The 25776-nt window shown below is 42.2% G+C and carries 20 protein-coding genes and 1 pseudogene; 16 read left to right on the top strand and 5 right to left on the bottom strand.

Annotated features, from left to right (window positions below; genetic code table 11):
- A partial coding sequence (locus DW103_RS18490) for a DUF6383 domain-containing protein (protein WP_233545703.1) occupies positions 1-402 on the top strand: 402 nt, incomplete at its 5' end.
- 300 nt (positions 403-702) lie between these two features.
- On the opposite strand, the gene DW103_RS14410 is transcribed toward DW103_RS18490, so the two are convergent.
- Together DW103_RS14410 and DW103_RS14415 are read right to left on the bottom strand one after the other, a co-directional pair.
- Positions 703-1554 carry a Bro-N domain-containing protein gene (locus DW103_RS14410; protein ID WP_122277345.1) on the bottom strand — a complete coding sequence of 284 codons (852 nt, stop codon included), beginning with the start codon at positions 1552-1554 and terminating at the stop codon, positions 703-705.
- A 24-nt stretch (positions 1555-1578) separates the two neighbouring features.
- Positions 1579-1773 carry a helix-turn-helix domain-containing protein gene (locus tag DW103_RS14415; RefSeq protein WP_370453488.1) on the bottom strand — a complete coding sequence of 65 codons (195 nt, stop codon included), beginning with the start codon at positions 1771-1773 and terminating at the stop codon, positions 1579-1581.
- 246 nt (positions 1774-2019) lie between these two features.
- Here DW103_RS14415 and DW103_RS14420 point away from each other — a divergent pair, with 246 nt between their 5' ends.
- The 8 genes and pseudogenes from DW103_RS14420 to DW103_RS14455 all read left to right on the top strand — a co-directional run bounded on the left by DW103_RS14420 (position 2020) and on the right by DW103_RS14455 (position 10259).
- The gene (locus DW103_RS14420) at positions 2020-2382 is read left to right on the top strand and encodes a BlaI/MecI/CopY family transcriptional regulator (protein WP_122277349.1); all 363 of its coding nucleotides are present in this window, start codon (positions 2020-2022) and stop codon (positions 2380-2382) included.
- 20 nt (positions 2383-2402) lie between these two features.
- A pseudogene (locus DW103_RS14425) lies at positions 2403-3821 on the top strand (TonB family protein); the annotation flags it as partial.
- A 133-nt stretch (positions 3822-3954) separates the two neighbouring features.
- Entirely contained in the window at positions 3955-4143 is a 189-nt protein-coding gene (locus DW103_RS14430; RefSeq protein ID WP_122277353.1) for a hypothetical protein, read from the top strand.
- A gap of 180 nt (positions 4144-4323) precedes the next feature.
- The gene (locus DW103_RS14435; protein WP_122277355.1) at positions 4324-6534 is read left to right on the top strand and encodes a patatin-like phospholipase family protein; all 2211 of its coding nucleotides are present in this window, start codon (positions 4324-4326) and stop codon (positions 6532-6534) included.
- A gap of 73 nt (positions 6535-6607) precedes the next feature.
- Positions 6608-7282 (top strand): DUF2461 domain-containing protein, encoded by a 675-nt coding sequence (locus DW103_RS14440; RefSeq protein ID WP_122277357.1) that lies wholly within the window; start codon positions 6608-6610, stop codon positions 7280-7282.
- A gap of 242 nt (positions 7283-7524) precedes the next feature.
- Complete coding sequence (gene sppA / locus DW103_RS14445) at positions 7525-9297, top strand: signal peptide peptidase SppA (RefSeq protein WP_122277415.1); 1773 nt, start codon at positions 7525-7527, stop codon at positions 9295-9297.
- Between the two features lie 21 nt (positions 9298-9318).
- A complete protein-coding gene (locus DW103_RS14450; protein ID WP_122277359.1) occupies positions 9319-9981 on the top strand; it encodes a DUF2975 domain-containing protein in 663 nt (220 codons plus the stop codon).
- 68 nt (positions 9982-10049) lie between these two features.
- The gene (locus DW103_RS14455; RefSeq protein ID WP_122277361.1) at positions 10050-10259 is read left to right on the top strand and encodes a helix-turn-helix transcriptional regulator; all 210 of its coding nucleotides are present in this window, start codon (positions 10050-10052) and stop codon (positions 10257-10259) included.
- A gap of 151 nt (positions 10260-10410) precedes the next feature.
- On the opposite strand, the gene DW103_RS14460 is transcribed toward DW103_RS14455, so the two are convergent.
- Entirely contained in the window at positions 10411-11775 is a 1365-nt protein-coding gene (locus DW103_RS14460; protein WP_122277363.1) for a TrpB-like pyridoxal phosphate-dependent enzyme, read from the bottom strand.
- A 156-nt stretch (positions 11776-11931) separates the two neighbouring features.
- Here DW103_RS14460 and DW103_RS14465 point away from each other — a divergent pair, with 156 nt between their 5' ends.
- The gene (locus DW103_RS14465; RefSeq protein WP_122277365.1) at positions 11932-13155 is read left to right on the top strand and encodes a DcaP family trimeric outer membrane transporter; all 1224 of its coding nucleotides are present in this window, start codon (positions 11932-11934) and stop codon (positions 13153-13155) included.
- Positions 13156-13200: 45 nt separating this feature from the next.
- On the top strand, positions 13201-14418 hold the full coding sequence (locus DW103_RS14470) for a hypothetical protein (protein WP_122277367.1): 1218 nt from the start codon (positions 13201-13203) through the stop codon (positions 14416-14418).
- Between the two features lie 81 nt (positions 14419-14499).
- On the opposite strand, the gene DW103_RS14475 is transcribed toward DW103_RS14470, so the two are convergent.
- On the bottom strand, positions 14500-15510 hold the full coding sequence (locus DW103_RS14475; protein WP_122277369.1) for an aspartate-semialdehyde dehydrogenase: 1011 nt from the start codon (positions 15508-15510) through the stop codon (positions 14500-14502).
- A 129-nt stretch (positions 15511-15639) separates the two neighbouring features.
- Here DW103_RS14475 and DW103_RS14480 point away from each other — a divergent pair, with 129 nt between their 5' ends.
- Together DW103_RS14480 and DW103_RS14485 are read left to right on the top strand one after the other, a co-directional pair.
- Complete coding sequence (locus tag DW103_RS14480; protein ID WP_122277371.1) at positions 15640-18042, top strand: lamin tail domain-containing protein; 2403 nt, start codon at positions 15640-15642, stop codon at positions 18040-18042.
- A 71-nt stretch (positions 18043-18113) separates the two neighbouring features.
- The gene (locus tag DW103_RS14485) at positions 18114-19016 is read left to right on the top strand and encodes a YitT family protein (RefSeq protein WP_122277373.1); all 903 of its coding nucleotides are present in this window, start codon (positions 18114-18116) and stop codon (positions 19014-19016) included.
- On the opposite strand, the gene DW103_RS14490 is transcribed toward DW103_RS14485, so the two are convergent.
- Positions 19009-19821, bottom strand: coding sequence for a family 16 glycosylhydrolase (locus DW103_RS14490; RefSeq protein ID WP_122277375.1), 813 nt, complete (start codon positions 19819-19821; stop codon positions 19009-19011). The genes DW103_RS14485 and DW103_RS14490 overlap by 8 nt on opposite strands.
- Before the next feature lie 763 nt (positions 19822-20584).
- On the opposite strand from DW103_RS14490, the gene DW103_RS14495 reads away from it, so the two are divergent.
- From DW103_RS14495 to DW103_RS14505, 3 genes are read left to right on the top strand one after another with little or no spacing between them, the layout of a single operon-like run.
- Positions 20585-23824 carry a DUF2723 domain-containing protein gene (locus tag DW103_RS14495; RefSeq protein WP_122277417.1) on the top strand — a complete coding sequence of 1080 codons (3240 nt, stop codon included), beginning with the start codon at positions 20585-20587 and terminating at the stop codon, positions 23822-23824.
- 2 nt (positions 23825-23826) lie between these two features.
- A complete protein-coding gene (locus tag DW103_RS14500) occupies positions 23827-24438 on the top strand; it encodes a polysaccharide deacetylase family protein (RefSeq protein WP_122277377.1) in 612 nt (203 codons plus the stop codon).
- Positions 24439-24481: 43 nt separating this feature from the next.
- Positions 24482-25774: a S28 family serine protease gene (locus tag DW103_RS14505; RefSeq protein WP_122277379.1), complete on the top strand. Its 1293-nt coding sequence runs from the start codon at positions 24482-24484 to the stop codon at positions 25772-25774.
- Positions 25775-25776: the final 2 nt, after the last annotated feature.

Here is a 25776-nt window from a genome sequence, read left to right on the forward strand (position 1 = left end):
AAACCTTACCAATTCGCATTCCCGTTTGTATCAGGTGAATCTGGTGCTGTTTATGTGCAGACAATGCAACAGAAAAATAACAGTTATCAATATCTGCGCATTGTGAACGAATATGTAACATTGACAACTGAAAAAGATCAAGCTATCATCATCAATCCTGTAAATACAGGTGAAGCAACTGCAAACGAAGGTATTTCAACATCCGAAGTATCAGTTATCGGTGGCAATGGCCAGGTAACTATCAACGGTGCAGCCGGCAAGAAGGTTGTTATCAGCAACATGCTGGGTCAAATCAAGGCTAACACAGTTATCACATCCGACAACGAAACGATTGCAGCACCTGCCGGTATTGTAATAGTAGCCGTAGAAGGTGAAGAAGCTGTAAAAGCAATGGTTGAATAAGATATTAGAATAAAAGAAATATATAAGCTGCGGAGCCTTCAGGCTAAGTATCCCGTGACGGGTGAACAAGCAGCATATTAATACTAAAGTAAAAAAGTTATTCTGTAAGTACCCCTGTGAAGGAGGAAGACAGACAAAGAACAAGCCCCGGAGGAATTAGATACCTTCCGGGGCTTCGTCTTCGTAATCAGTTACCAAATCAGAAATCCGGCTCATTGTAGGTGAATCCTTTACAGATGTCTGCAACCGTCCATTCTGTATGCAATGTTGTCTTCATGATATTGATTCGCTTTTTTAGGATTATTCTTTTGTTTCCTCTTCCTCCGGGGATGAATTGAGTGCAATGCCTGTCTTGGCATTCAGCGGACTGATGACCGTCTTGCCTGTTTTAGCTTCCAATTCCATACGGGCGTTGCGGGCAATCTCACCACCTGCTTCTGCTACATTCATATGCTCCCGGAAATTTTTGGGATTTTTGCTTTCCGAAATTTCTTTGGTGGAAAGTTCTGCCAGCATATTAAGCACCAATTCCTTATTGGTCATATTGTCACGTAAGTTTTCTTTTTTCAAACCTTTGAACTGTTTGTATTCCTTGGCAGTCATGTCGCTCCAAGTCTGATAGATAATATCAGTCAGCGTAGCAAACTGTCCCCCCTCTTGCAATCCATGTCTCTTCCATTCATCAGTAAGGTCTTTACGAATCTCTATAGATTTGAGTCGCTGATTAATCCAATTATCCGAATAGCCCAGCCGCTTGTAATCCATCAGTGCTTGATTAATTGAAAGCTCGGGGTCTTGTATTTGATTGAGACGTTCCGTTGCCACCTGAGCCATCCACTGCTTGAAAGGTTCTGCCTTTGGCGATGGGATAGATTGGATAAGGCGAAGAATTTGCTGAGTATCTGCAACATCCGTTAAGCGCATCTTTCCATCGGCAGCGAGCATTTTCAAACCGTGACAGTTTGTCACGGTTTCATTACCTTCTGCTTTCAGCCTTTGTTTTAGCTTACGCCAATAGGCAGTTGCATCGACACTGTCTGTCAAAACAGCTACTACATCTACTATGGAAAAGTACCATTTTTCTTCTTCGTCGTTCCAAATGGTGCGGACTTTTTTTGCTTCAAAAAGCTTGATGGCATTATGTTGGGTCATAATATTTTATTCTTGTTTTTATTTTTAAATTTCGTTAGGTATAAGAAGTGTACGCATATCCACATTTAGTATTTCCGCTATCCTGTATAGTACGGATATAGGCGGTTGCATTCTATTCATGGCGTATAGATTGACCATATTGAAACTTTTACCAAGTCGTTTAGCTAATTCAGTTTGGCTAATGCCCTTCTCTATCAATGCTTCTTTTATCCGATTCACTACGACATCTTCTTTAACTTGTAACAAAGATAGCATAGTCCTTCCGGAAAACAAAACATCCTTTCGAAAATAGGAAATTTCAGCTTGTCTCCAATTCTGACATCCGGCAATGTGGCATCACAGTACCTTCCGGGGCTTCGTTATGTTAATCCTGCCAATGTTTAACTCTAATTAACTCATTTGCTCTTGTATATATACGGTTATATCGTAGATTTGCGATATAGTCGTATATTAATAGATAAAAAAATGGAAAAATTAACAAGACAGGAAGAAGAAGTAATGCGCTGGATATGGCAGATTGGGCCATGTTTCATAAAGGATGTTCTGGCAAAATACGAGGACCCGAAGCCTCCTTATACAACAATTGCTTCTATTGTGAAAAATTTGGAACGCAAGAAGTATGTGAAGGCAAAACGCTACGGTAATACGTATGAATATACGCCTTTTATCGAGGAAAGCGATTATAAACGTACGTTTATGAGTGGTGTAGTACATAACTATTTTGAGAATTCTTATAAAGAGATGGTTTCGTTTTTTGCTAAAGAGCAAAAAATTTCAGCGGATGATTTGAAAGAAATCATCGATATGATTGAAAAAGGGGAAGAATAATATCCTAAACATCTTATGCCATGACACCGGAATTTGCCTACTTTTTGAAGGTGAATGTAGCTTTTGTACTCCTTTATGCCTTCTACAGATTGTTCTTTTATAAAGATACATTCTTTAAGCTACGTCGTGCTATATTGTTGGCTTTCTTCGGTTTATCGTTGTTTTATCCGCTGATGAACATTCAGGATTGGATGAAAGAGCAGGAACCGATGGTTGAAGTGATACAGATATACTCATCTATGTTGCCTGAAATAGTTATTACTCCGGAAAATATTCCGGAGACGGATTGGCATGGCATTTTTATTTCCGGTATCTCTTATTGTTATTGGGGAGGAGTGGTACTTCTTTTTTTACGTTTTTTGCTGCAGTTAGGTAGCATCTTGATGTTGGCTCGCAAATCCGGGCGGACTGCTATGCACGGAGTACCGGTGCGTTTGTTGGCGAAACCGGCAGGTCCGTTTTCTTTTTTCCGACTTATTTTTTTACACCCTGACAGTCATTCCGAAAAAGAAATCGATGAAATTCTGACTCATGAATGCACTCATGTATCCCAGTGGCATTCGGTGGATGTGCTTATTTGTGAATTGGTTAATATTATTTGTTGGGTGAATCCGTTTGCTTGGCTCTTGAAACGTGAGGTTCGGCATAATTTGGAATATCTGGCCGATAACAGGGTACTTGAATCGGGCTACGACTGTAAAAGTTACCAGTACCATTTGCTGGGTTTGGCACACCATGACAAGTCGACAGCCGTTCTGTACAATAGTTTCAATATGCTGCATCTGAAGAACCGGATTAGCATGATGAATAAAAAACGTTCGCGCGGAATAAGCCGTACCAAATATTTGGCATTTATTCCGGTATCTGCCGGTTTAATGCTACTCAGCAATATCGATGCGGTAGCTCGTATCACGGATAAATTGACGGATGAACTGGCCGGTGGATTAACGAAGCATGTAAGAATGGATATATCCGGAGATATGGCTGTCCAAATTTACGGATTCGGGATGGAACCCCAGAGTTTTAAGCTTAGTAACCTGAATGATAATATGGATGTTCAGGTATTTCCCGGAAAGGAAAAAGTAGATTTCGGAGAGACTTCCAAGTCTGATTTGTTTTTTACAGTAGTGGAAAAAATGCCTGAATTTCCTGGTGGAACGAGTGCGTTATCGACTTATTTGTCTGAAAATACTAAATATCCGGTGATTGCACAGGAAAATAAAATACATGGACGTGTGAGCTGTTCTTTCGTTGTAAAAAAAGATGGGTCGATTACGAATGTAGAGGTCGTACGGAGTGTAGATCCTTCTTTGGACAAGGAAGCTGCACGGGTAGTAAGTTCTATGCCTTCTTGGAAGCCGGGAAGGCATCGGGGAGAGACTGTAAATGTAAGATATACGATTCCTGTCATTTTTCGTTTGAAGGCTAAAAACGAGGCATTTGAGGATGGAAAGAGCCAAAAATCTTCTATAATCAAAAGAATTGATACCTCCGGGCAGATGTTTACGATTGTAGAGAAAAAGCCTGAATATACGCTGCCGATAAATTTTCGGTTGTAATAAGAAATAATATATGAAATATAAGTTTTCTCTATTACTGTTCCTTTGCGCACTGTCCTTTATTGGGCAGGCGCAAAGTTTTGCGCTTCAGGATTTGGTTAATAAAAAACAGTTTGCGGCGGTTATTGCCCATGCTGACAACCTTACTTCTGCGGATTCAGCTGATTATGCAACAATGTTTTCCCTCTATCCTTCAGAATGAGCAGTTAAAGGGTATAAAAGAGGATGATAATCCTGTTCTGGTGATTGTCTGCCTGAAACAACAAGGTTAAATCATGCCTTCTTCTTGCTCAATAAATAAATGATAAGTATGTTTGTATGATATAAACATTAGAAATACTACTCGCTTTTTAGGGGGCAGACCCGGTAACATTTATTTTATATGAAGAAATTTCTCTGCTTTTTGCTGACGTTGTTGATGGTATTGCCTTCCATGGCTCAATCCAGGAAGAAAGTAGCTGTTGTATTGGGAGGAGGCGGAGCAAAAGGGGTTGCTCATATCGGGGTATTGAAAGTCTTGGAGGAGGCCGGTATCCCGATTGATATTGTGACGGGAACCAGTATGGGAGCTATTGTCGGAGGTTTGTATGCCATAGGGTATACTCCGGATGAAATAGAGGACATGGTGGAAAAACAGGATTGGGATATGCTGTTGAGTGACCGTGTGAAACGTAGTAGCCAGTTTTTCCCCGAAAAGGAAAACTCCGAGCGATATATCCTTTCCTTGCCTTTCGGTATGGCAAAAAAAGACCGGGTTATCGAGGGAATGATAAAAGGGCAGAATTTGCAAAATCTTTTTTCTAACCTAACGATAGGTTATCATGACTCTGTCGATTTCAGTACTTTTCTTAAGCCTTTTGCCTGTGTCGCCGTTGATATGGTAACAGGAAAGGATTATGTATTCCACCAAGGAAGCCTCCCTCTGGCAATGCGTGCCAGTATGGCTATTCCGGCGGTTTTTGCCCCGGTCCGGCTGGATAGTATGGTACTTGTTGACGGAGGATTGAATAATAATTATCCGGTAGATGTCGCTTTGGAGATGGGAGCCGATATTATCATTGGTGTTGATTTGGCAACTAGCGACCTTCGGGAGTTAGAACGGCTTCATTCACCGGGAGACGTCGTGACACAGATTATTGCTTTACACGGATATGATAAATATGCCCGGAATAAGGAACATACAGATTTGCTTTTTCGTCCGGATATGGAACCTTACCGCTCCGCAAGTTTCAGCCATGAAGCCTTGGATACTTTAATACATCGCGGGGAACGGGAAGCACGAAACCGGTGGGATGAAATAATCGCCTTAAAAAAGAAAATCGGTATTCCGGATGATTATCGGCCGGAAATCGCTGAAAAAAAGGGGGAGCCTCATTTGATTCAACCAGCCGATAGCTTTTATATTCGTAACATTTCATTCATAGGAGTTGACCCTCGGGATGAAAAATGGCTATTAAAAGCCAGTGGATTGAAAGAGAATAGTTTGACTACTGTGGAAGGACTTCAAAAAGCCATGTCGATAGTTGTAGGAACAAATGCTTATTCGAATGTAAATTATAAACTGACCGGTGAGCAACAGCAGGATTTGATACTAACTGTCCAGCCTAAATCAGTCAGTTCCGTTAATCTTGGGTTACGTTTTGATTCCGAGGAAATTATCGGAGTTCTACTCAATGCGACTTTTGATTATCGTAAGCATAATCATTCCAGATTAGCATTTACAGGTAGAGTTGGCGCCAAGACTTCTTTTGCACGACTGGATTGTGCAATAGAACGTTCTCCGCTTCGAAACATCAATTTGGCTTATCAATTTACTTATCAGGACTTGGATATCTTCCAGAAAGGGGAGAAAAAGTATAATACTACTTATCGGCATCATTTTGCGGAATTTGGTTATTCGGATATGAACTGGATGAGTTTTAAGTTAAATGTAGGTTTGCGGTATGAATACTTTGACTACAATACATTTCTTTATACCGGAGCGAGCGAACAATACCAAGTGAAGCCTGAAGGCTTTGTCAGCTATTTTGCAACGGCACATTTGGAAACATTTGATCGGCGTTATTTCCCGAATAAAGGTGTTTCATTGCAAGCCGATTATTCCATGTATACGGATAACTTTGTCAAATATCGCGGTTCTTCACCTTTCTCGGCTGTTTCGGTTAATTTTAAGACAGTTGTTCCGCTTACTTCCCATTTAAGCTTATTACCTGCGCTATATGGACGCGTACTTATCGGGAATAATCCGGCTTATCCTTTTCTGAACATGGTAGGGGGAGAAACTTTCGGACGTTATCTTTCTCAGCAGATACCCTTTGCAGGTATTAATCATGTTGAAATTTTTGATAATTCCGTAGCTGTGGCGCGTTTACAGGTTCGGCAACGTATTGCCGGACGCAACTATATTTCGTTAACGGGTAATTATGCCATTCACAATAATGATTTTTTTCGTTTGTTCGAAGGCAAAAACGTGTGGGGAGGGAGTCTTGGCTATGCTTATAACAGTATTGCCGGTCCCTTGAGCGCAACTTTCAGTATGTCTAATCAAAATACACATCTTCAATTTTATTTGAATTTGGGATTTAACTTCTGATGTGATTCTTTATTTTGTTTAGTCTGTCGTTTCATTAATTTCCGTACATTTGAAAAACAAATACATTAAATATATGAATGCGGAAATTATACAATTCCTGAAAGAACTTCAGCGGAACAACAACCGGGATTGGTTTCAAGCCAATAAAGAGCGTTACGACGGTTTGCGCAAAGGATTTATCGATGAGGTACAACAACTGATTAATCGGATTGCTTTGTTTGACCCCGAAGTGGCTGGGCTGGAAGCGAAAGATTGCTTGTTCCGTATTTACCGGGATATTCGTTTTTCACCGGATAAAACTCCTTATAAAAATCATTTTGCCGCTTATATAGCTTCTTGTGGAGGGCGTAGTAGCGAACGTGGAGGATATTATATTCATCTGGAGCCGGGCAATTGCTTGCTATCGGGGGGCGTTTGGTGTCCTCCTCCGGCTTTATTGAAAAAACTCCGGCAAGATATTTATGATCATATAGACGAATTTGTGGCTATTCTGGAAGAGCCTTCGTTTAAAGCCCTTTTTCCGGAAATGATGGGAGAAGTGTTGAAACGTATGCCTGCCGGTTATCCTTCGGACTTTAAATATGGAGAGATATTGAGACATAAGGATTTTAGTGTGGGTGCTTATAAACCGGACGATTTCTTTACTACTCCGGATTGGCTAGAGCAGTCCGTTGCTTGTTTCGAAAAATTGATGCCTTTTAATCGCTTCCTTAATTATACCGTGGATGAATATTTAGGTAGAATATAAGTAAATCTTTTCTGTGGGACGGCCTTTCCGGTCGTCCCGACAGGTTTTCTTTCAACTAATCAGACCTCTTTCTTTGGACAACACTCCTCATTACCAGACTGTTTATTCCCTGTTTCGATATATATTTTATGAATTTCGAAATAAATTTATCGTTTTTCGATAAAATATTTGGTGGAATAAAAAATAATGTATTCATTTGCATATCGAAAAACGATATAATAAACTACAAACATAGAAAAAGTATGAAACAATTTTTTAAAACAGTTTTTGCGTCGACGCTGGGTGTGTTGGTCGCATGTGGGATTATGACGATTGGCTCTATTTTCTTTATCCTGGGCGTGGCTGCAAGTGGGGAAGGTTCAGCTGCTTATAAACCGGAGAAGAATACCGTATTTAAACTTTCATTGAATGCTCCGCTGGTGGATCAGGTTGTGAAAAACCCATTTTCCGAATTGATGGGAGAGAGTAATGAACAGCTTTCCGTATCCAATGTGATAAAAGCGATTCGCCGTGCAAAAAATAATGAGAATATAAAAGGTATTTACTTGGAAGCTGGAGCTTTATCAGGAGGTTTTGCCGGAGTTGAGGCTATCCGTCGCGAATTGAAAGATTTTAAGGATAGCGGAAAATTTATTGTTGCTTATGGCGATTATTATACACAAGGTAGTTATTATATCTGTAGTGTAGCCGACTCTGTTTACTTGAATCCGCAAGGTTCTGTAAGCTTGATTGGACTTGCCTCACAGGGTATATTCTATACGGGATTGGCTGAGAAACTGGGGGTAGAACATTATATCTTTAAGGTAGGGACTTATAAAAGTGCCGTTGAACCTTATTTCCTGAAAAAGTTTAGTGATGCAAACCGTGAACAGTTGACTTCTTTCTTGGGTAGTATCTGGAATAATGTGACTACAGCAATTGAACAAGATCGGAATATTCCGGCAGAGCAATTGAATAAATATTTGAATGAAGGACTTGCCATAGGGGATGCTTCCAATGCTGTTGAATATAAATTGGCGGATGCTCTCCGTTATCGTTATGAAGTAGAAAACAGCATTAAGGCATTAGCCGGACAGAATACGAACGGTAAGCTGAAAACGGCCGGTGTCGATAAAATTGCATCTATCGCAGAAAAAGCAAAAGACAGTAAGAATAAAATAGCCATCCTTTATGCCGAAGGCGAAATCAGAGATGATGATTCTTCTTCTCCTTTCAGTGTAAATGATAAGATTATCTCTGAAAAAATGGCAAAAGAATTACGTAAGTTAAAAGATGATGATAATGTAAAAGCTGTTGTTTTCCGCGTGAACTCTCCGGGTGGTAGTGCTTATATTTCCGAGCAAATCTGGAAAGAGGTTGCAGAATTGAAAGCAAAGAAACCGATTGTTGTATCTATGGGCGATTATGCTGCTTCCGGAGGTTATTATATTTCCTGTGCTGCCAACAAAATCGTTGCCGAACGTACAACTTTGACCGGTTCAATCGGGGTATTCGGAGTTGTTCGCAACTTGACGGGAACCTTTGAAAAGGTAGGTGTAACTACGGATGTTGTTAAAACGAATACATATGCCGACTTGGGTGATATGAGCCGTCCGATGCGTGAAGATGAAAAAGCTCTTATCCAGAGAAGTGTCGAACATACTTATGATTTGTTCCTGACCCGTTGTGCAGATGGTCGTGGAATGACTAAAGCAGAAATCGACTCGATTGGTCAAGGACGTATATGGACCGGTGAACAAGCTTTGGAAAGAGGTCTTGTTGATAAACTTGGTGGTATGGATGATGCTATCAAAGAGGCTGCTACATTGGCAGAACTGACAGATTATTCCGTCACTTATGCCGATGGTCCGAAAGACTTTTTCACCAAATACATGGAAAAGAAAATGGATGAAGTAAAAGTTTCGATGATAAAGAATATGCTGGGTGATGAATATGAGTTGTTCAGTACAATCCGGAAAGCTAAAACAGAGAAGGGTATTATTGCCCGTATGCCATTCGATGTAAAAGGTTTATAAATAAGATAAAGGCTATAAATTATGAAACGACAATTGAATTTAATCTGTATCTTGATATTTCTTTGCTTAGGACTTTCTTTAATACCTCATGCTTTGATGGTATGTAATGGATTTATTGAAGGTTTTAAGTATGGAATGGAACAAGCTGAAGATGCAAGAAAAAGTGGGATGACAAGCTTCGATGCCCCATCACCTGTTGAACTTAGTTTATGGCCTAAATCGTTGGCTGTTAGTCCTGATAAGGTGTTTAACCTGAAAACAAACGAATGGGTTCCGGCCCAACATCTTAAAAGTTTGTTGTGGGTTAGACCGGAACATACGTTTTTTCCTACGGCTGTTAATGGTTTGTTCTCCTTGTTGGGACTGATTGCTATTCTATATGCAATTGTCCAGTTTTATAAGTTGATAAATGCAATCAACCATGAAATCATTTTCGAATGGGTAAATGTCCGTAAACTGACTCGTATCGGTATCGCTTTACTTCTTTCTTTTCTTTTGATGCAGACTTTCTGGTTATTGAACTATCTGTTGGTGAGAGAAACGGTAGAACTGGAAGGATATACGGTGAGTTTCTGGATGGATTTTAAAGCAATAGAATTGGTGTTAGGGCTGATAGCCTTATTGGTCGGACGTATTTTTGCTATGGGAATTACGTTGCGCGAGGAACAAGAACTGACAATTTGAAAGTTGTTGAAAATGCGGGAGATGTTGAAGAAGAACTGGTCGTTGAAGAAAAATCAATAGAATAAGCTATGGCGATAATTGTAAATTTAGATGTGATGATGGCAAAACGGAAAATATCGTTAGGCGAGTTGGCTGAGCGTATCGGTATAACTCCTGCAAATCTGTCTATATTAAAGACAGGAAAGGCCAAAGCTATACGCTTTTCTACATTGGAGGCGATTTGTAAGGAATTAGATTGCCAGCCTGCGGATATACTGGAATTTCAACACGAAGAGTAATCATTTCTGAGCACGAATCTGATAATAAATAAGGATTTGGTTATTGTCGGATAGGTGATTAAAATATTTCATAGACACCAAAAAGAGGCGCGAATAACAAAAGACGTGAGTCCCTGTTACAGCGCCCTTTTTATTGTAGATAAATCTTTGTTTATTTGATTATTTGTTCAATTTCAGAAAGATTCTTTGCCACTTCTTCGTCTGTAACTTCATAGTTCGTAAGGTCGCCGGCCAAATACTGGTCGTAAGCGGCCATGTCGATAAGACCATGACCGGAAAGGTTGAACAGGATAGTCCGGGGTTTCCCTTCCAGCTTGGCTTGTTCTGCTTCTTGAATAGCGGCTGCGATGGCATGTGATGATTCCGGAGCCGGAATAATACCTTCGTGTTGTGCAAATAGAGTGGCTGCTCTGAATGTATCCAGCTGTTTGATATCTACAGCCCCCATCAGGCCATCTTTCATCAATTGGCTGACGATAGAGCCGGCACCATGATAACGTAGACCACCGGCATGAATATTAGCCGGAGCGAAATTATGTCCCAGCGTGAACATCGGCAGAAGCGGAGTGTAACCGGCTTCATCACCAAAGTCGTATTGGAATTGTCCACGTGTCAGTTTCGGACAAGATGCCGGTTCGGCGGCTATAACACGAATCTCTTTCCCTTCAGTCAATTTATGGCGCAGGAACGGGAATGTGATACCGGAGAAGTTGGAACCACCACCAAAACAACCGATTACCACATCCGGGTATTCACCGGCCATTTCCATCTGTTTTTCTGCTTCCAGACCGATAACTGTCTGATGCAGCATCACATGATTTAGTACGCTACCCAATGTATATTTGCAATTCGGGGTCTGCATTGCCAATTCCACAGCTTCGGAGATTGCCGTACCTAAGCTACCCTGGTAATTAGGGTGGTCGGTCAGAATCTTGCGACCGGCTTTCGTACTCATACTTGGAGAGGCGATGACTTGTGCGCCGAAAGTCTGCATAATAGAACGGCGGTACGGTTTCTGGTGATAGCTGACTTTTACCATATAAACAGCCAGTTCCAATCCGAATGCTTTGGCTGCGTACGAAAGGGCTGCTCCCCATTGTCCGGCACCTGTTTCTGTCGTGATATTCGTCACTCCTTCTTTCTTACAATAGTAAGCTTGAGCCAGTGCCGAATTCAGTTTATGTGAACCGATAGGGCTGACACTTTCATTTTTGAAATAAATATGAGCGGGTGTATCTAATGCTTTTTCCAGTCCGGTAGCACGTACCAACGGTGTCGGACGCCAAACCTTATATAATTCGCGAACCTCTTCAGGTATTTCAATCCAGGTATCTGTTGTGTTCATTTCCTGGTGAGAAACAGCTTGGGAGAATAACGGATACAAATCTTCTTCCTTCATCGGTTGTTTGGTCTGGGGATTCAAAATAGGAAGTGGTTTGTTTTTCATATCGGCTACGATATTATACCATGCAGTAGGTATTTCATTCTCCTGCAATAAAAACTTTTTTGTACTCATAATCTTTCTATGTAGTTTACATTATTAATCATTATTGGCCTTTAAGGCTTACAACTTGGAAGCAAAGTAACAAATAATATTTCGTTATTCAAATGAAATGGACAAAAATATATACCTTTGCGACCTCGAATTGATAAACAAGTAACAAATAACAAAATGAAAAAACTGGTCTTTCTGTTAGCCGGTTTCTTTTCTGTGTTTCCGGTTGTTGCGCAGAAAAAGAATTTTACTTACAAGTTTTACGGCTTTGTGCGTGGAGATTTGTTTTATAATACTCGTGCCAATATGGCGCCTGTTGATGGAAATTTCTACCTCTATCCTTTGGATAAAAAACCGGATGCAGATGGTAAGGATTTGAATGGTACGCCCAATGGTAGTTTTTATACGTTTACTTCCCGTTTGGGGCTTGATGCGACAGGGCCAAACATTGGAACAGCCCGAACCTCGGCTAAGGTAGAAATGGATTTCGGTGGTTTTTCCGGTAATACAACTGTGTTGCGTATCCGTCAGGCGTATGTTGCTTTGGATTGGGATAAAAGTAATGTGACGATTGGACAAACCTGGCATCCGCTGTTCGGAGCCGTGTTTCCCGACATTCTTAATCTCTCTACCGGGGCCCCTTTTCAGCCCTTCAACCGTGAACCGCAGATACGTTACCAATATAAAGCCGGAAAAATCAAATTGACGGCTTCCGCTCTTTGGCAATTGCAATATCTTTCCAGCGGTCCGAATGGTATGAGCGAAGAATACATCAAGAATAGTTGCATTCCCGAATTTTATATAGGAGCCGATTTCGCCCCGGGCAATGGCTGGCTGGCAGGAGCGGGTGTGCATATGATTTCCCTGAAGCCCCGTACCAGTACCGTCTGGAATGATAAGACCTACAAGGTAAATGAGCGTATGACAACTTATTCGTACGAAGCTCATTTGAAATACACCGGACAAAATTACACTTTTGCCGCCAAAAGTTTGATGGCTTCCTGCCTCGACCATACTGCTTTGTTGGGTGGGTATGGTATCAGCAGTATTAATCCGGATAATGGAGAGCAGGAATATACGCCTTTCCGCCACTCTACGTCGTGGGTAAACTTTACTTATGGCACGAAATGGAAGACACACTTTTTTGCCGGTTATACAAAAAATCTGGGAACGACCGAATCATTGGTTTCCGATACTAAATATGGAATGGGCTTGGATATCGACCAACTGTTTTCGGCTAATCTCGCTTTTTCCTATAATCTTCCTCATTGGCAAATGGGTCTCGAATATATGCCGACTACCGCTTGGTATGGTAAAACCGATAAAGAAAACGGAAAAGTGACGGATACCCATTCTGTAACGAATCATCGTATTTTGGGATTAGTCATGTATTATTTCTAAAATACGGAATAAACGTTACCTTTGCGCAAAATTTGAAGAATTGAGATGAAGCGATATTGTCTAATCTTGACGGCTTTACTTGTAGTGACAGCCGGTTATGCACAAAAGAAGAATTTTTCTTATAAGTTTTATGGGCAGGTTCGCGGCGATTTGTTTTACAATTCCCGTGCAAATGCTGAGATTGTGGATGGTCTTTTCCATCTTTATCCGAAAGATGTAAATCCGGATGCGGATGGAAACGATTTGAATGCGACGGCAAACGGAAGCTTCTATCTGCTTTATTCCCGTTTGGGTGTGGATATAAAAGGGCCTAATATCGGTAAAGCTGTTACCACGGCTAAATTGGAAGGCGATTTCCGTGGGGCGGGTAGTAACTGGGCCGTTCTTCGTGTCCGCCATGCTTATGTGAATTTGGACTGGGGAAAATCAGCCGTTTTGGTCGGACAAACCTGGCATCCGCTTTTCGGAGATGTATTCCCGCAAATGTTGAATCTTTCTACCGGAGCGCCTTTCAACCCCTTCAACCGTAGTCCGATGCTCCGTTATCGTTATACCAATAAGAATGTACAATTGACAGCTGCCGCTATTTGGCAATTGCAATATCTTTCGGCCGGCCCTAACGGGAAGAGTGAAGAATATATCAAGAATAGCTGTATCCCTGAATTTTATGTCGGTGCAGATTATAAAGACCGGAACTGGATTACCGGTATCGGCATGGAAGTGCTTTCTTTGAAACCTCGTTTGCAGACAACAATTGGTGACCAAGTTTATAAGGTAAACGAACGTGTGACTTCTCTTTCTTTCGAAGCGCATGTCCGGTATACGGATAGCAACTGGCTGGTACAAGCCAAGACATTGTTGGCTTCCAATCTAACGCAAGCTTGTATGTTAGGTGGTTATGGAGTAACGTCAGTCAATGCGCGTACCGGTGAACAGGAATATACACCTTTCCGCCATTCCATGAGCTGGGTGAATGTTGTTTACGGTAAGAAATGGAAACCGGGTATCTTTCTGGGGTATTTAAAGAATCTGGGGACCGGGAAATCGATAACCGGAACGACTTATGGGGTCGGACTGGATGTGGATCAGGTGTTTACTACAAATTTGCAACTCTCCTATAATCTTCCTCATTGGAAATTGGGTATGGAATACAGTCCTTCGTGGGCCTGGTATGGCGATAAAGAGGGTGACAAAGGAAAAATAACCAATACACATTCGGTAGCGAACCATCGGGTGCTTGGCGTAGTGATGTATATGTTCTGAGCCAACGTATAGATATAAAAAACAGGGCAATAAAAAACCGAAAGGTTTCTATTGCCCTGTTTTTTATGCGAGTCAGGTGTTTTATCCGATATTCTTCACTTTCAACAGATATTCTGCAATCTGGACGGCATTCAGAGCAGCTCCCTTCTTAATCTGGTCGCTTACGGTCCAGAATGTTAACCCGTTCGGGTTGGTGATGTCTTTGCGGATACGGCCTACGTAAACAGGGTCTTTTCCGGCGATGAACAACGGCATGGGGTAATCTTTCTTGGCCGGTTCGTCCTGAAGGATGATACCTTCTGTTTCGGCAAAAGCCTGACGGGCTTCTTCCACGCTGACAGGATGTTCTGTTTCCACCCAAGTAGCTTCGCTATGAGCACGCATTACCGGAACACGTACGCAAGTTGCACTGACTTCAATGTCGGAATGCATGATTTTACGTGTTTCGTTGTACATCTTCATTTCTTCCTTCGTGTAACCGTTGTCTGTAAATACGTCTACGTGAGGAATTACGTTGTAAGCCAACTGATAGGCGAATTTTTCTACCGTAGGTTCTTCCCCTTTCAGCAGTTGTTCATATTGTTTGACCAGTTCCGCCATTGCTGTTGCACCTGCGCCACTGGCTGCCTGATAGGTAGATACATGTACACGTTTGATGTGCGACAGTTTTTCGATTGCCTTCAGTGCTACGACCATCTGGATAGTCGTACAGTTCGGATTGGCAATGATACCGCGCGGACGATTCAGTGCATCTTCCGGATTTACTTCGGGAACAACCAGAGGTACATCGTTTTCCATACGGAAAGCACTTGAATTGTCAATCATCACAGTCCCATGTTTCGTAATGGTTTCTGCAAATTCGACAGAAATACTGCCACCGGCCGAAACAAAAGCAACATCGATTCCCTTGAAGTCGTCGTTATGCTTAAGCTCCTTTACGGTATACTGTTTACCACGGAAGGTATAAACACGTCCGGCACTGCGAGATGAGCCAAAAAGCACCAGCTCATCCATCGGGAAGTTTCTCTCGTCGAGTACACGCAGGAATTCTTGTCCTACGGCTCCACTCACTCCAACAATTGCTACTTTCATTTTGAGCACTAATTAATTGTTTATTGAAAAAATTTGATAACTTTACGCCGTATCCGAAGCGCAAGCGCTCCTATGCTACAACGCTTTGGGCTGCAAAGATATACAATTTATAAACAAAACTGTAAAACTATGAGACAATTTATCTTATTCCTCTTCCTTTTGCTTCCTTTTTGTATATACTCACAAGTGAATGAAACGTTTGATGGACCGGAAATCGATTCGGACTGGATTGGTAAAGATCGCGATAAATTCGTGGTGAATACCGACGGACGTTTACAATTGAATATACAACCAACCGCTTCCGGTTCTGCTTCTATCGGAAGGAATATCGAATATGCGGCCGACATGCAATGGGAGTTTGATGTATTGATGAATAATGTACCGAGTGAAAAGAATCGTTTGTATGCCTATTTATATATAGAACCGGAGAACTTTTTCTATGTCTGTATCGGCTTTGACGGGGATAAAAAACTGGGTTTATGTAGGAAAGGCGGACAGGATATGTTTAAACGGAATATGAATAATTATAAAAAAGGCTCTTGGGTGCATATCAAAGTAACACTGGAAGAAAATAAGTATTGGACTTTATATAGTCGCCAACATGCGGATACTTATTATGTGAAGGAAGGAGTTTGTACTTATCCGGTTAATTCTGTGCCAAAAGGACAGTTTAGTTTTAAATTTCTTTATACTGAAACACGTAGCCGGTTATTCAGTATTGACAACGTGCGGATACAGCATGAAATAACGCCGACCGATACGATTCCTCCTGTCGAACCGGAAATACCGGCCCCTTCTCCGGCTGATTTGCCTGAATTGGAAGACATACAGGTATTGACCGCCTCTTCCCTCCAATTTGTTTTTACGGAAGCAGTCCGGATAGAGCATGCAGTCTTTTCGATTTCCGGAATAGGTAATGCGCTCCGGGCTACCTATGCCGATGAGTCGAAAGCCGTTATCAATACGCTTTTCCCGGACGAGCTTCAACCGGACGAAGTGTATACCGTCTCTTATGAAGGGGTGACGGATGTTTCGGGAAACAATCTTTCTGCCTATTCGGAGAAATGGTCGACAGCAACCGGAAATGAAGAGGATGAAAAGGGAGATGAGGATAATGAGAATGATGATGAAAATGATACGGAAGCCATACCTTCCAAAGCCGTTTTAATCAACGAAGTCATGGCTGATCCGAAAGGATTAGCCGAAAAGGGAAATTTGCCGGAAACAGAATATGTGGAAGTATATAATACGTTGAATCAAGAAGTTTCCCTTTCTGGTTGGCAATTTGTCTATCAAGGTCAGAAACCGAAAACAATCGGAAATATACAGCTCCCGTCCGGTGGTTACGCTGTGCTTTACCGTGCCAGTCGGGATATTAAAGTTGATGCAGGAGGATTAGCCATTCCATTGGAAAGTTTTCCGGCCTCTCTTGCCAATGCAGGAAAGATGCTGCAATTACTGGATGCAAAAGGGAATGTGGTGGATGAAGTAACTTATGAAAAAGCCACTCCGGGCAAGTCTTGGGAACGTGCTGCCAAAGGATGGATACTTTCAACAGATCCGCGCGGAGGTACACCCGGTTCGAAAAACAGTTCGTCGGAAGAGGAAAATCCCGGAAAACCGGATAAACCTGAAATTCCGGATACCCCTGACGAACCCGACACTCCTGAAATTCCGGATGAACCGGACTTTTCGGAAATATTTGTTGTCGAACCCGGTGAAATTGTATTTAATGAATTACTCCCCGAACCCTATTCCGGTGGTTCCGAATATATGGAATTGTATAACCGTTCGGGACGAACTTTGTCGTTAGCCGGCTTGTCTGTCGCGGTTCGTAAAACAGATGGTTCGCTCAGTACCCGATACCCTTTGTCTGCTGTTCATGAAAAGATGGAACCGGATAGTTATGCGCTACTTACAAAAAGTAAGGAAGGCGTTTCCTCTTTTTATCTGCTTAAATCGCCGGATGTCGTTTACGAGCTTCCTAAATTGCCGATACTGGCCAATACCTCTTCCTCTTTGGTTCTGTTTCGTACGAAAGATGAATGTGTAGTCGACGAAGTTTCTTATTCTTCTAAATGGCATGCCTCTTCCATAAAAGATAGGAAAGGGGTGGCTTTGGAGCGTATTCATCCGGATATGGAAACTCAAAATCCGGCAAATTGGACCTCGGCCACCGAAACGGCCGGTTATGGGACACCCGGCTACAGGAATTCGCAATACGGCATATCCAATCCGGAAGATGCAACCGGAATAGATGCACCGGCCTGGATTGAAGAAGGTCGTTATTACATTCTTTCCTATCTGCTTGATACCCCGGGCTATTATTGCCGGGCTTTTGTGTATGATATTTCCGGCAGACGTGTTGCCGAAATCGCGAATCATGCGTTGTTGGGTACTTCCGGGCAGTTGACGTGGGATGGAACAGCCTCCGGCCATCACCTGAAAGCTGGTGCTTATATCTTTTACGCGGAGCTTTATCACCCGGCCGGAAATATGAAGAAATATAAAAAGACATTTTTAGTTTATTGAAATACTGTTCTATTTTAAGCTTTTACATGTAAACTTTGATTAATTTTGCAGCCGCATAAAACTAAAATAGAATGAAATCTACATTGTCAATTACGTCTAACCAGATGATGTTCAGGGAAATGAGAGACTATCTGATGATTGCTCTCGGTATGATTCTCTATGGCATCGGATGGACTGTGTTCCTGTTGCCGAACGATATTACTACCGGTGGCGTTCCGGGTATTGCCTCTATCGTTTATTTTGCAACCGGATTGCCGGTTCAGTATGTTTATTTTGCGGTAAACGCCTTTTTGTTGATGCTCTCCTTGAAGATACTGGGTTGGAAGTTTAGTGTGAAGACTATTTATGCAGTGTTTGTACTGACATTTTTCCTGTCGGTCATACAAAAGGTGACAGAGGGGTTGACTCTTTTGCAGGATCAACCTTTTATGGCCTGTGTGCTGGGAGCTTCTTTTTGCGGAAGTGGCATCGGCATTGCTTTTTCAGCGAACGGAAGTACGGGAGGTACGGATATAATTGCCGCGATTATCAATAAATATCGCGATATAACACTGGGACGCGTGATTATGATTTGTGATATGATAATCATTACCTCCAGCTATTTCGTGTTGAAGGATTGGGAAAAGGTGGTATATGGTTTTGTTACCTTGTATGTAAGTAGTTTCGTTCTGGACCAGATTGTGAACAGTGCCCGTCAGTCCGTTCAGTTTTTCATTATCTCCAAGAAATACCAGGAAATAGGGAAAAGGATAAACGACTTACACCGGGGCGTTACGGTAATCGATGCGACCGGCCTGTACACCGGACAAGAGCAGAAGATTATGTTTGTCCTGGCAAAGAAACGCCAATCCACCACAATCTTCCGCATCATCAATGATATCGACCCGAATGCCTTTGTTTCCCAAAGCGCCGTTATCGGAGTTTATGGGGAAGGATTCGACCATTTCAAGGTAAAGAAAAAACTCACTAATTAGTTTTCTGGAAAACCCTTACATAATCTATCTTGTAGATAGCCGGGAGCGCCGTTTCGTCTATACCTTCGGCTCCTCCCCAGTTGCCGCCCCAAGCCAAGTTCAATTTGATATAGAAAGGAACATTGAACGGCCAGGTCCCTTTATCTCCTTGCCGGTCGTTCGTGAAAGTGAAATAACATTTTCCGTCGACATATCCTTTTATGAAATCTTCCGTCCATTCCACTGCGTAAACATGGAATTCGTCTTCGGCAGTATCGATGTATATCTCGTTATTTTTTTGCGTACCGATAGCATGGTTATATTTTTGGCAATGGATGCTCGACACAATCCAGTTAGGTCGGTAGCCCACCTCTTCCATAATATCGATTTCCCCGTCCAGCGGCCACTGTTTGAACTCTCTGGGAAGCATCCAGAATGCAGGCCAGGTTCCTTTCCCTTTCGGCAATTTCAGGCGTGCCTCGAAATAACCGTATTTCCAGCTTTCCGTACTGTTCATCCGGACGGAAAGGACCTCGTCTTTTACTTTTTTTGCTGTGATTTCCAATACTCCGTCAACAACCCGTGCACAAGTATCTTTCCCCCGTACGCCTGGTATATAATTTTGTATTTCATTATTTCCCCAACCATGATTGCCGGTTTCATACTGCCACAACGAGTTATCCGGCAGGGTCGGTTTCCCGTTTGTTTGAGAAGTTTCAAATTCATCGTGCCATACCAGTTTATATCCCGGTGGTGTCGTGATGTCTTCTCCAGCCATAAGCCTAAGGGAAGAAGCTAATAATAAACAGATTGTCAGGTGTTTCATGATATATAAATGTTGTTTACAATTCCATAACAGTTTTTATCCGCTTCCCTGTTCCGTTCATCTCTTGACAAAGTCCCGAATTTGAACAGGGGGAATAGCTTTTGCTAAGAAAGACAAATATAAGTAGTTTTTGTAAGAATAGGTAAACCGAAGAAATATTTTGAATGGAAATACAAAAGCTATCCGTCATATTTTTACTAATTGACAGGATGTTCTTCTTTTGAGTGTTTTGCTATCGGAATGATATCTTAAAAAGGGTTACATGTGCGGGTAATTTATTTTACCCGCCATACTAATCCCATTTACCCGCTATAGTAGTGACATTTTGATAATCGGAGAAATTAACTGGTAAAACTTTTGTCTGGTTCTTACAATTATTTTTCAAGTATGAATTTAGTCCCGATTTTTCTCATCTTTAATGATGCTGGCACTTTTCAGATGAACGTGGATATTTAGAAAGCATTTTTTTATTATCGAAATAAGTTAATATATCCAAATTCACAACCTTTATTTATTCAAGCTTCAAATCTCTGAAAAGCCTGATTTCATCCGGTGAAATCGGATGTGTCAGAGAACTGTCGGCGAATTGTCATTGAATTGTTGCTTTTTGTTCGTTTTTTGTCTGTTGCTTTTAATGTATTTCTAATTTTTCCCACACAATTTATGCGTTGTCAGGGCGTTGGTATTAAACGTAAATGCTTACCTTTGCGGCCGGTCGTCCGTGGAAGGAAGGCCATTGTTCAACAAATTTTTATACAAACGTATGGGAAAGTATAAACTAATCAACAACGTGTTAGGATGGATTGTATTCGCAATCGCATCTACCGTTTATTTGATGACAATCGAACCTACCGCCAGTTTTTGGGATTGCGGTGAGTTCATTTCTTCTGCTTACAAATTAGAAGTCGGGCATCCGCCCGGAGCACCTTTCTTTATGCTGACAGCTAACCTGTTTACACAATTGGCGTCGGATTCTGCTTCAGTAGCTAAAATGGTGAACAGTATGTCTGCCCTTTTCAGCGGGTTGACTATTTTGTTCCTGTTCTGGAGCATTACTCATCTGGCTCGTAAAATTATGGTGAATGATGGGGAAGAGGTTTCATTAGGCAAACTCATTACTATTATGGGTAGCGGCTTGGTGGGAGCACTGGCTTATACCTTTAGCGATACATTCTGGTTCAGTGCCGTGGAAGGAGAAGTATATGCCTATTCTTCTCTGTTTACAGCTGTGGTATTCTGGCTGATTTTGAAATGGGAAGAGGTGGCAGACAAACCTCATGCCGACCGCTGGATTGTATTGATTGCTTACCTGATGGGATTGAGTATCGGTGTTCACTTGCTGAACTTGCTGTGTATTCCGGCTATCGTCTTGGTGTATTATTATAAGAAATTCCCGAACCCGACCATGAAAGGGACGTTGGTCGCTTTGCTCGTTTCCTTTGCTATCGTTGCATTGATGATGTACGGCGTGGTACAAGGATTGGTTGAGGTATGCGGATATTTCGAACTGCTCTTTGTCAATGTATTTGGAATGCCTTACAATTCAGGAGTATTTGCTTATGTGATTGTGATGGGGGGCGTGTTGGCTTGGTCCATTTGGGAAACAATGCGCGACGAAATACATCCGGTTCGTTTGAAAGTAGCTTTCATCTTATCGATTGTACTGATTGGTGTTCCGTTTATCGGTAGTGGTTATGTTTTGGCTGTTATACTGACGGGTGCGCTGACTGCTTATCTCTTTATGAGCAAGAAGTTGAATATCAAGATGCTGAATACGGTTCTTGTCTGTCTGATGGTGGTGGTGGTAGGCTACTCTTCGTATGCACTGACACTGATTCGTGCTACGGCCGACACTCCTATGAACCAGAATGCTCCGAGTGATATCTTTACTTTGCGTACTTATCTGGCTCGTGAACAATATGGTAAAACTCCGCTTCTTTATGGGCAGACTTATGTTTCCGAAGTAAAACGTGAAAATAAGGGAGGAGCTTGTGTCGCTGTAGTGAAAGAAGGCGAACCGACTTGGAGCCGTATCGTCAAGAAAGATAAGAATGAAAAAGACCGTTATTACGTGTCCCGTAGAGACCAGGAATACCAATATGTGGATGAGCTGAATATGCTGTTTCCCCGTATGTATAGTTCGGATTCGCACCATGTCGAGGCGTATAAAGAATGGGCTCAGATAAAAGGAGAACCTGTCAAGTTTGACCGTTGTGGCGAGACTGTTTCTGTGATGAAACCTACATTTGCGGAAAATCTTCGTTATTTCTTCTCTTATCAGTTGAACTTCATGTACTGGCGTTATTTCATGTGGAACTTCTCCGGTCGTCAGAATGATATTCAGGGGCATGGCGAGATAATGAACGGAAACTGGATAACCGGTATTCCTTTTATCGATGAGGTATTGGTAGGCCCTCAGGAAGATATGCCGTTCGACATAGAGAACAATAAAGGACATAATGTTTACTATATGCTGCCGCTTCTGTTGGGTATTTTAGGTCTGTTGTATCAGGCGTATGCCGGACAGAAAGGTATTCAGAGTTTTTGGATTACATTCTTCCTGTTCTTTATGACCGGTCTGGCAATTGTACTTTATTTGAACCAGACTCCCTATCAGCCGCGTGAACGTGATTACGCGTATGCCGGTTCGTTCTATGCGTTCTGTATCTGGATAGGATTTGGAGTCGCGGCATTGGCGAAAGGATTGGAAAAATATGGAAAGATGAATCCGGTGATTGCCGGTTCCGTTGCAACGGTTCTCTGTCTGTTCGTGCCTATTCAGATGGGTGCTCAGAACTGGGATGACCATGATCGTTCGGGACGTTATGTTTGCCGTGATTTCGGAGCAAACTATCTGGAATCTTGTGAACCGAACGCTATTATTTTCACCAATGGGGATAACGATACATTCCCCTTGTGGTATGCCCAGGAAGTGGAAGGTATCCGGACCGACGTGCGTGTATGTAATACCAGTTACCTGCAAACCGATTGGTATATCGACCAGATGAAGAAACAGGCCTACGAGTCTGCTCCACTGCCTATTACCTGGACACGCGACCAGTATATACAGGGTACACGTGATGCAGCTTATATCTTCCCGTTGACAAAGGAAGCGATTGACCTGAATACGGCATTGAACTTTGTCCGTAGCGATGATCCGAAATTCAAGAAGATACCGGGTATTAGCCAGGAACTGGATTATATCCCGTCCGAAACATTGATATACAAGGTCGACTCTATAGCCGGAGTCAAGGCACTGGATGGGGATACTACCGGTTTGCTGAAAGAAATGGTTATCGACCTGAAAGGTAAGAATGCTTTGGGAAAACAGGAATTGACTATTCTGGATATGTTGCAGACGAATAATTTCAATCGTCCGATTTATTATGCTGTTACGGTTAATTCGGATCAGTTTGTAAAACTGGACAATTATTTTGAGCAGACAGGTTTGGCTTATGAAATCGTTCCGAAGAATGCAGGAAAGGCTGTCAACACTGAAAAGATGTATGACAATGTAATGAACAAATTCAAATGGGGCGGCGTTGACAAACCAGGCGTTTACCTCGACGAGAATGTAATGCGCATGTGTAAGAGCTACCGTATGGTGTTGTTCAATAAGTTGGCTGAAGCTCTTATTAATGAGGGAAAAAGAGATAAGGCGCTGAATGTACTGGATAAATGTATGCAGGTTCTGCCTCCCGAAAATGTTCCGTTGGACTATACAGCTCTTGCAACCGGTGAACTGTATTATACACTTGGCCAGAAAGAGAAGGCGGAGAGTATATTTACCGGTATTGCAGATGCTTCCATGCGTACTATCGACTGGTGCTTCCGTTTGAAACCTTCGCTTCTTGCACGAATGATGGGTGAATTGGAACAGAATCTGTATATAATGAGACAGGTACTGCTTGTGAATAAACAGTATAATCCTGAATTTAATAAGAAGTATCAAGAAGATTTCGATAATTATTGGATGAGCTTGAACTCGGTGCGTAAAGAATAGATATGTTTATAGAACAACCACCCTGGTTTTACAGGGTCCTGTTTCCAGGGGTAATCTGGCGAATACCGGCCAAGAAGAAGTGTGTGTATCTCACCTTCGACGATGGTCCAATTCCCGAGATTACCCCTTGGGTATTGGATATATTGGATAAATACGGCGTGAAAGCGACCTTCTTTTGTGTAGGCGATAATGTCCGGAAACATCCTGATATTTATCAGATGGTTTTGGATAGGGGGCATCATGTCGGTAATCATACTTTCAATCATATCCAGGGATTGCAATACTGGACGAAGAATTATCTGGCTAATGTGGAAAAAGCTGCCGGATATATCAAGAGTAATTTGTATCGTCCACCTCACGGGCATATGCGTTTTCCGCAGGTTGTCGCGCTTCGCCGGAAATACCGTATTATTATGTGGGATGTAGTGACGCGTGATTATAGTCCGCACATGACGCCGAACGGTGTATTTAATGTGGTGAAAAATTATACCCGGAACGGTTCGGTGATTGTTTTTCATGATTCTTTTAAGGCAGAACACAATATGCGTGAGGCAATGCCTCGTGCCATCGAGTGGCTGCTGGAACAAGGGTACGAATTTAAGCTGTTTGAATAGTGCCTTTTTCTCTTTGTTGGTTTGTATATTAATAAATTATAGCATGAAACGAGCGTTAAATCTACTCTTTCTTTCTGTTCTGTTGATTTTTGCCGCTAATACGGCAAATGCCCAATCACTGGAAGAAAAATTGGCGGCATTGGAAGGTGTCAGCGGCATTGAAAAGTTAGAATCCGACCATTACGCAGAGAAATATCTGGTTCGCATCACTCAACAGCTTGACCCGAAGAACCCGGCCGCCGGAACTTTTTCCCAACGTGTGATTGTGGGACATGTAGGCTACGACCGACCGACTATTTTGGTTACAGAAGGTTATGGAGCGGCTTATGCGCTGAGTTCCCGCTACCGGGAAGAACTCTCCAGCTTATTGGATGCTAATCTGATATTCGTAGAATATCGCTATTTCCTTGAGTCTACGCCTGAGCCGTGCAACTGGGATTATCTGACTGCGGAAAACTCGGCTTACGATTTACATCGTGTCAATCAGACATTCCGGCAGTTATATAGCGGTAAATGGATTAGTACCGGTATTAGTAAGGGAGGACAGACTACCTGTCTTTACCGGGCTTATTTCCCGGATGATGTCGATTTCTCCGTTCCTTATGTCGCTCCGTTGAATAGGAGTGTGGAAGATGGACGTCACGAACCGTTTCTTCGTAAAGTAGGAACCAAGGCAGAGCGCAAAAAGATTGAGGCGTTCCAACTGGAGGTGTTGAGACGCAAAGAGGAAATAGTGCCTTCTCTGGAACGTTTTTGTAAAGATAAAGGATTGTCATTCCGTATTTCGATGCCTGAAGTACTCGATTATTGTGTACTGGAATATCCGTTCGCGTTTTGGCAATGGGGGACTTCTGTAAGGAGAATTCCTTCTTTGTCGTCGGATACGGAAACCTTGTTTTCTCATTTGATGGATATCAGTAGTCCTGATTATTTTGCCGAAAACCAGCCGAATGTTTCTTTCTTTGTCCAGGCTACCCGCGAATTGGGTTATTATGGCTATGATACAAAGCCCTTTAAAGAGTATCTGACGATAGATAGCAGTGAGGGGTATCTGAACCGGATTATGTTGCCCCGCGAATTGGTAGATAAAATTGAGTTTCGTCCGGAATTATATAATAAAGTGTATAATTTCTTGAAAGAGAATGATCCGAAAATGATATTCATCTATGGCGAGATAGACCCGTGGAGTGCCACGCATGTCCCTGTTTTTCGAAGAAAAGTGAACGAACAGGTGTATTTCCAACCGGGTGGTAGCCATCTTTCTCGTATCGGCAATATGCCGGAAGATCTGAAAGAGAAGATATTGACGCAAATTAATAAATGGTTGGCGGAATAACC

It is taken from the genome of Parabacteroides sp. AM08-6 (assembly GCF_003473295.1).
Classification (GTDB): Bacteria; Bacteroidota; Bacteroidia; order Bacteroidales; family Tannerellaceae; genus Parabacteroides.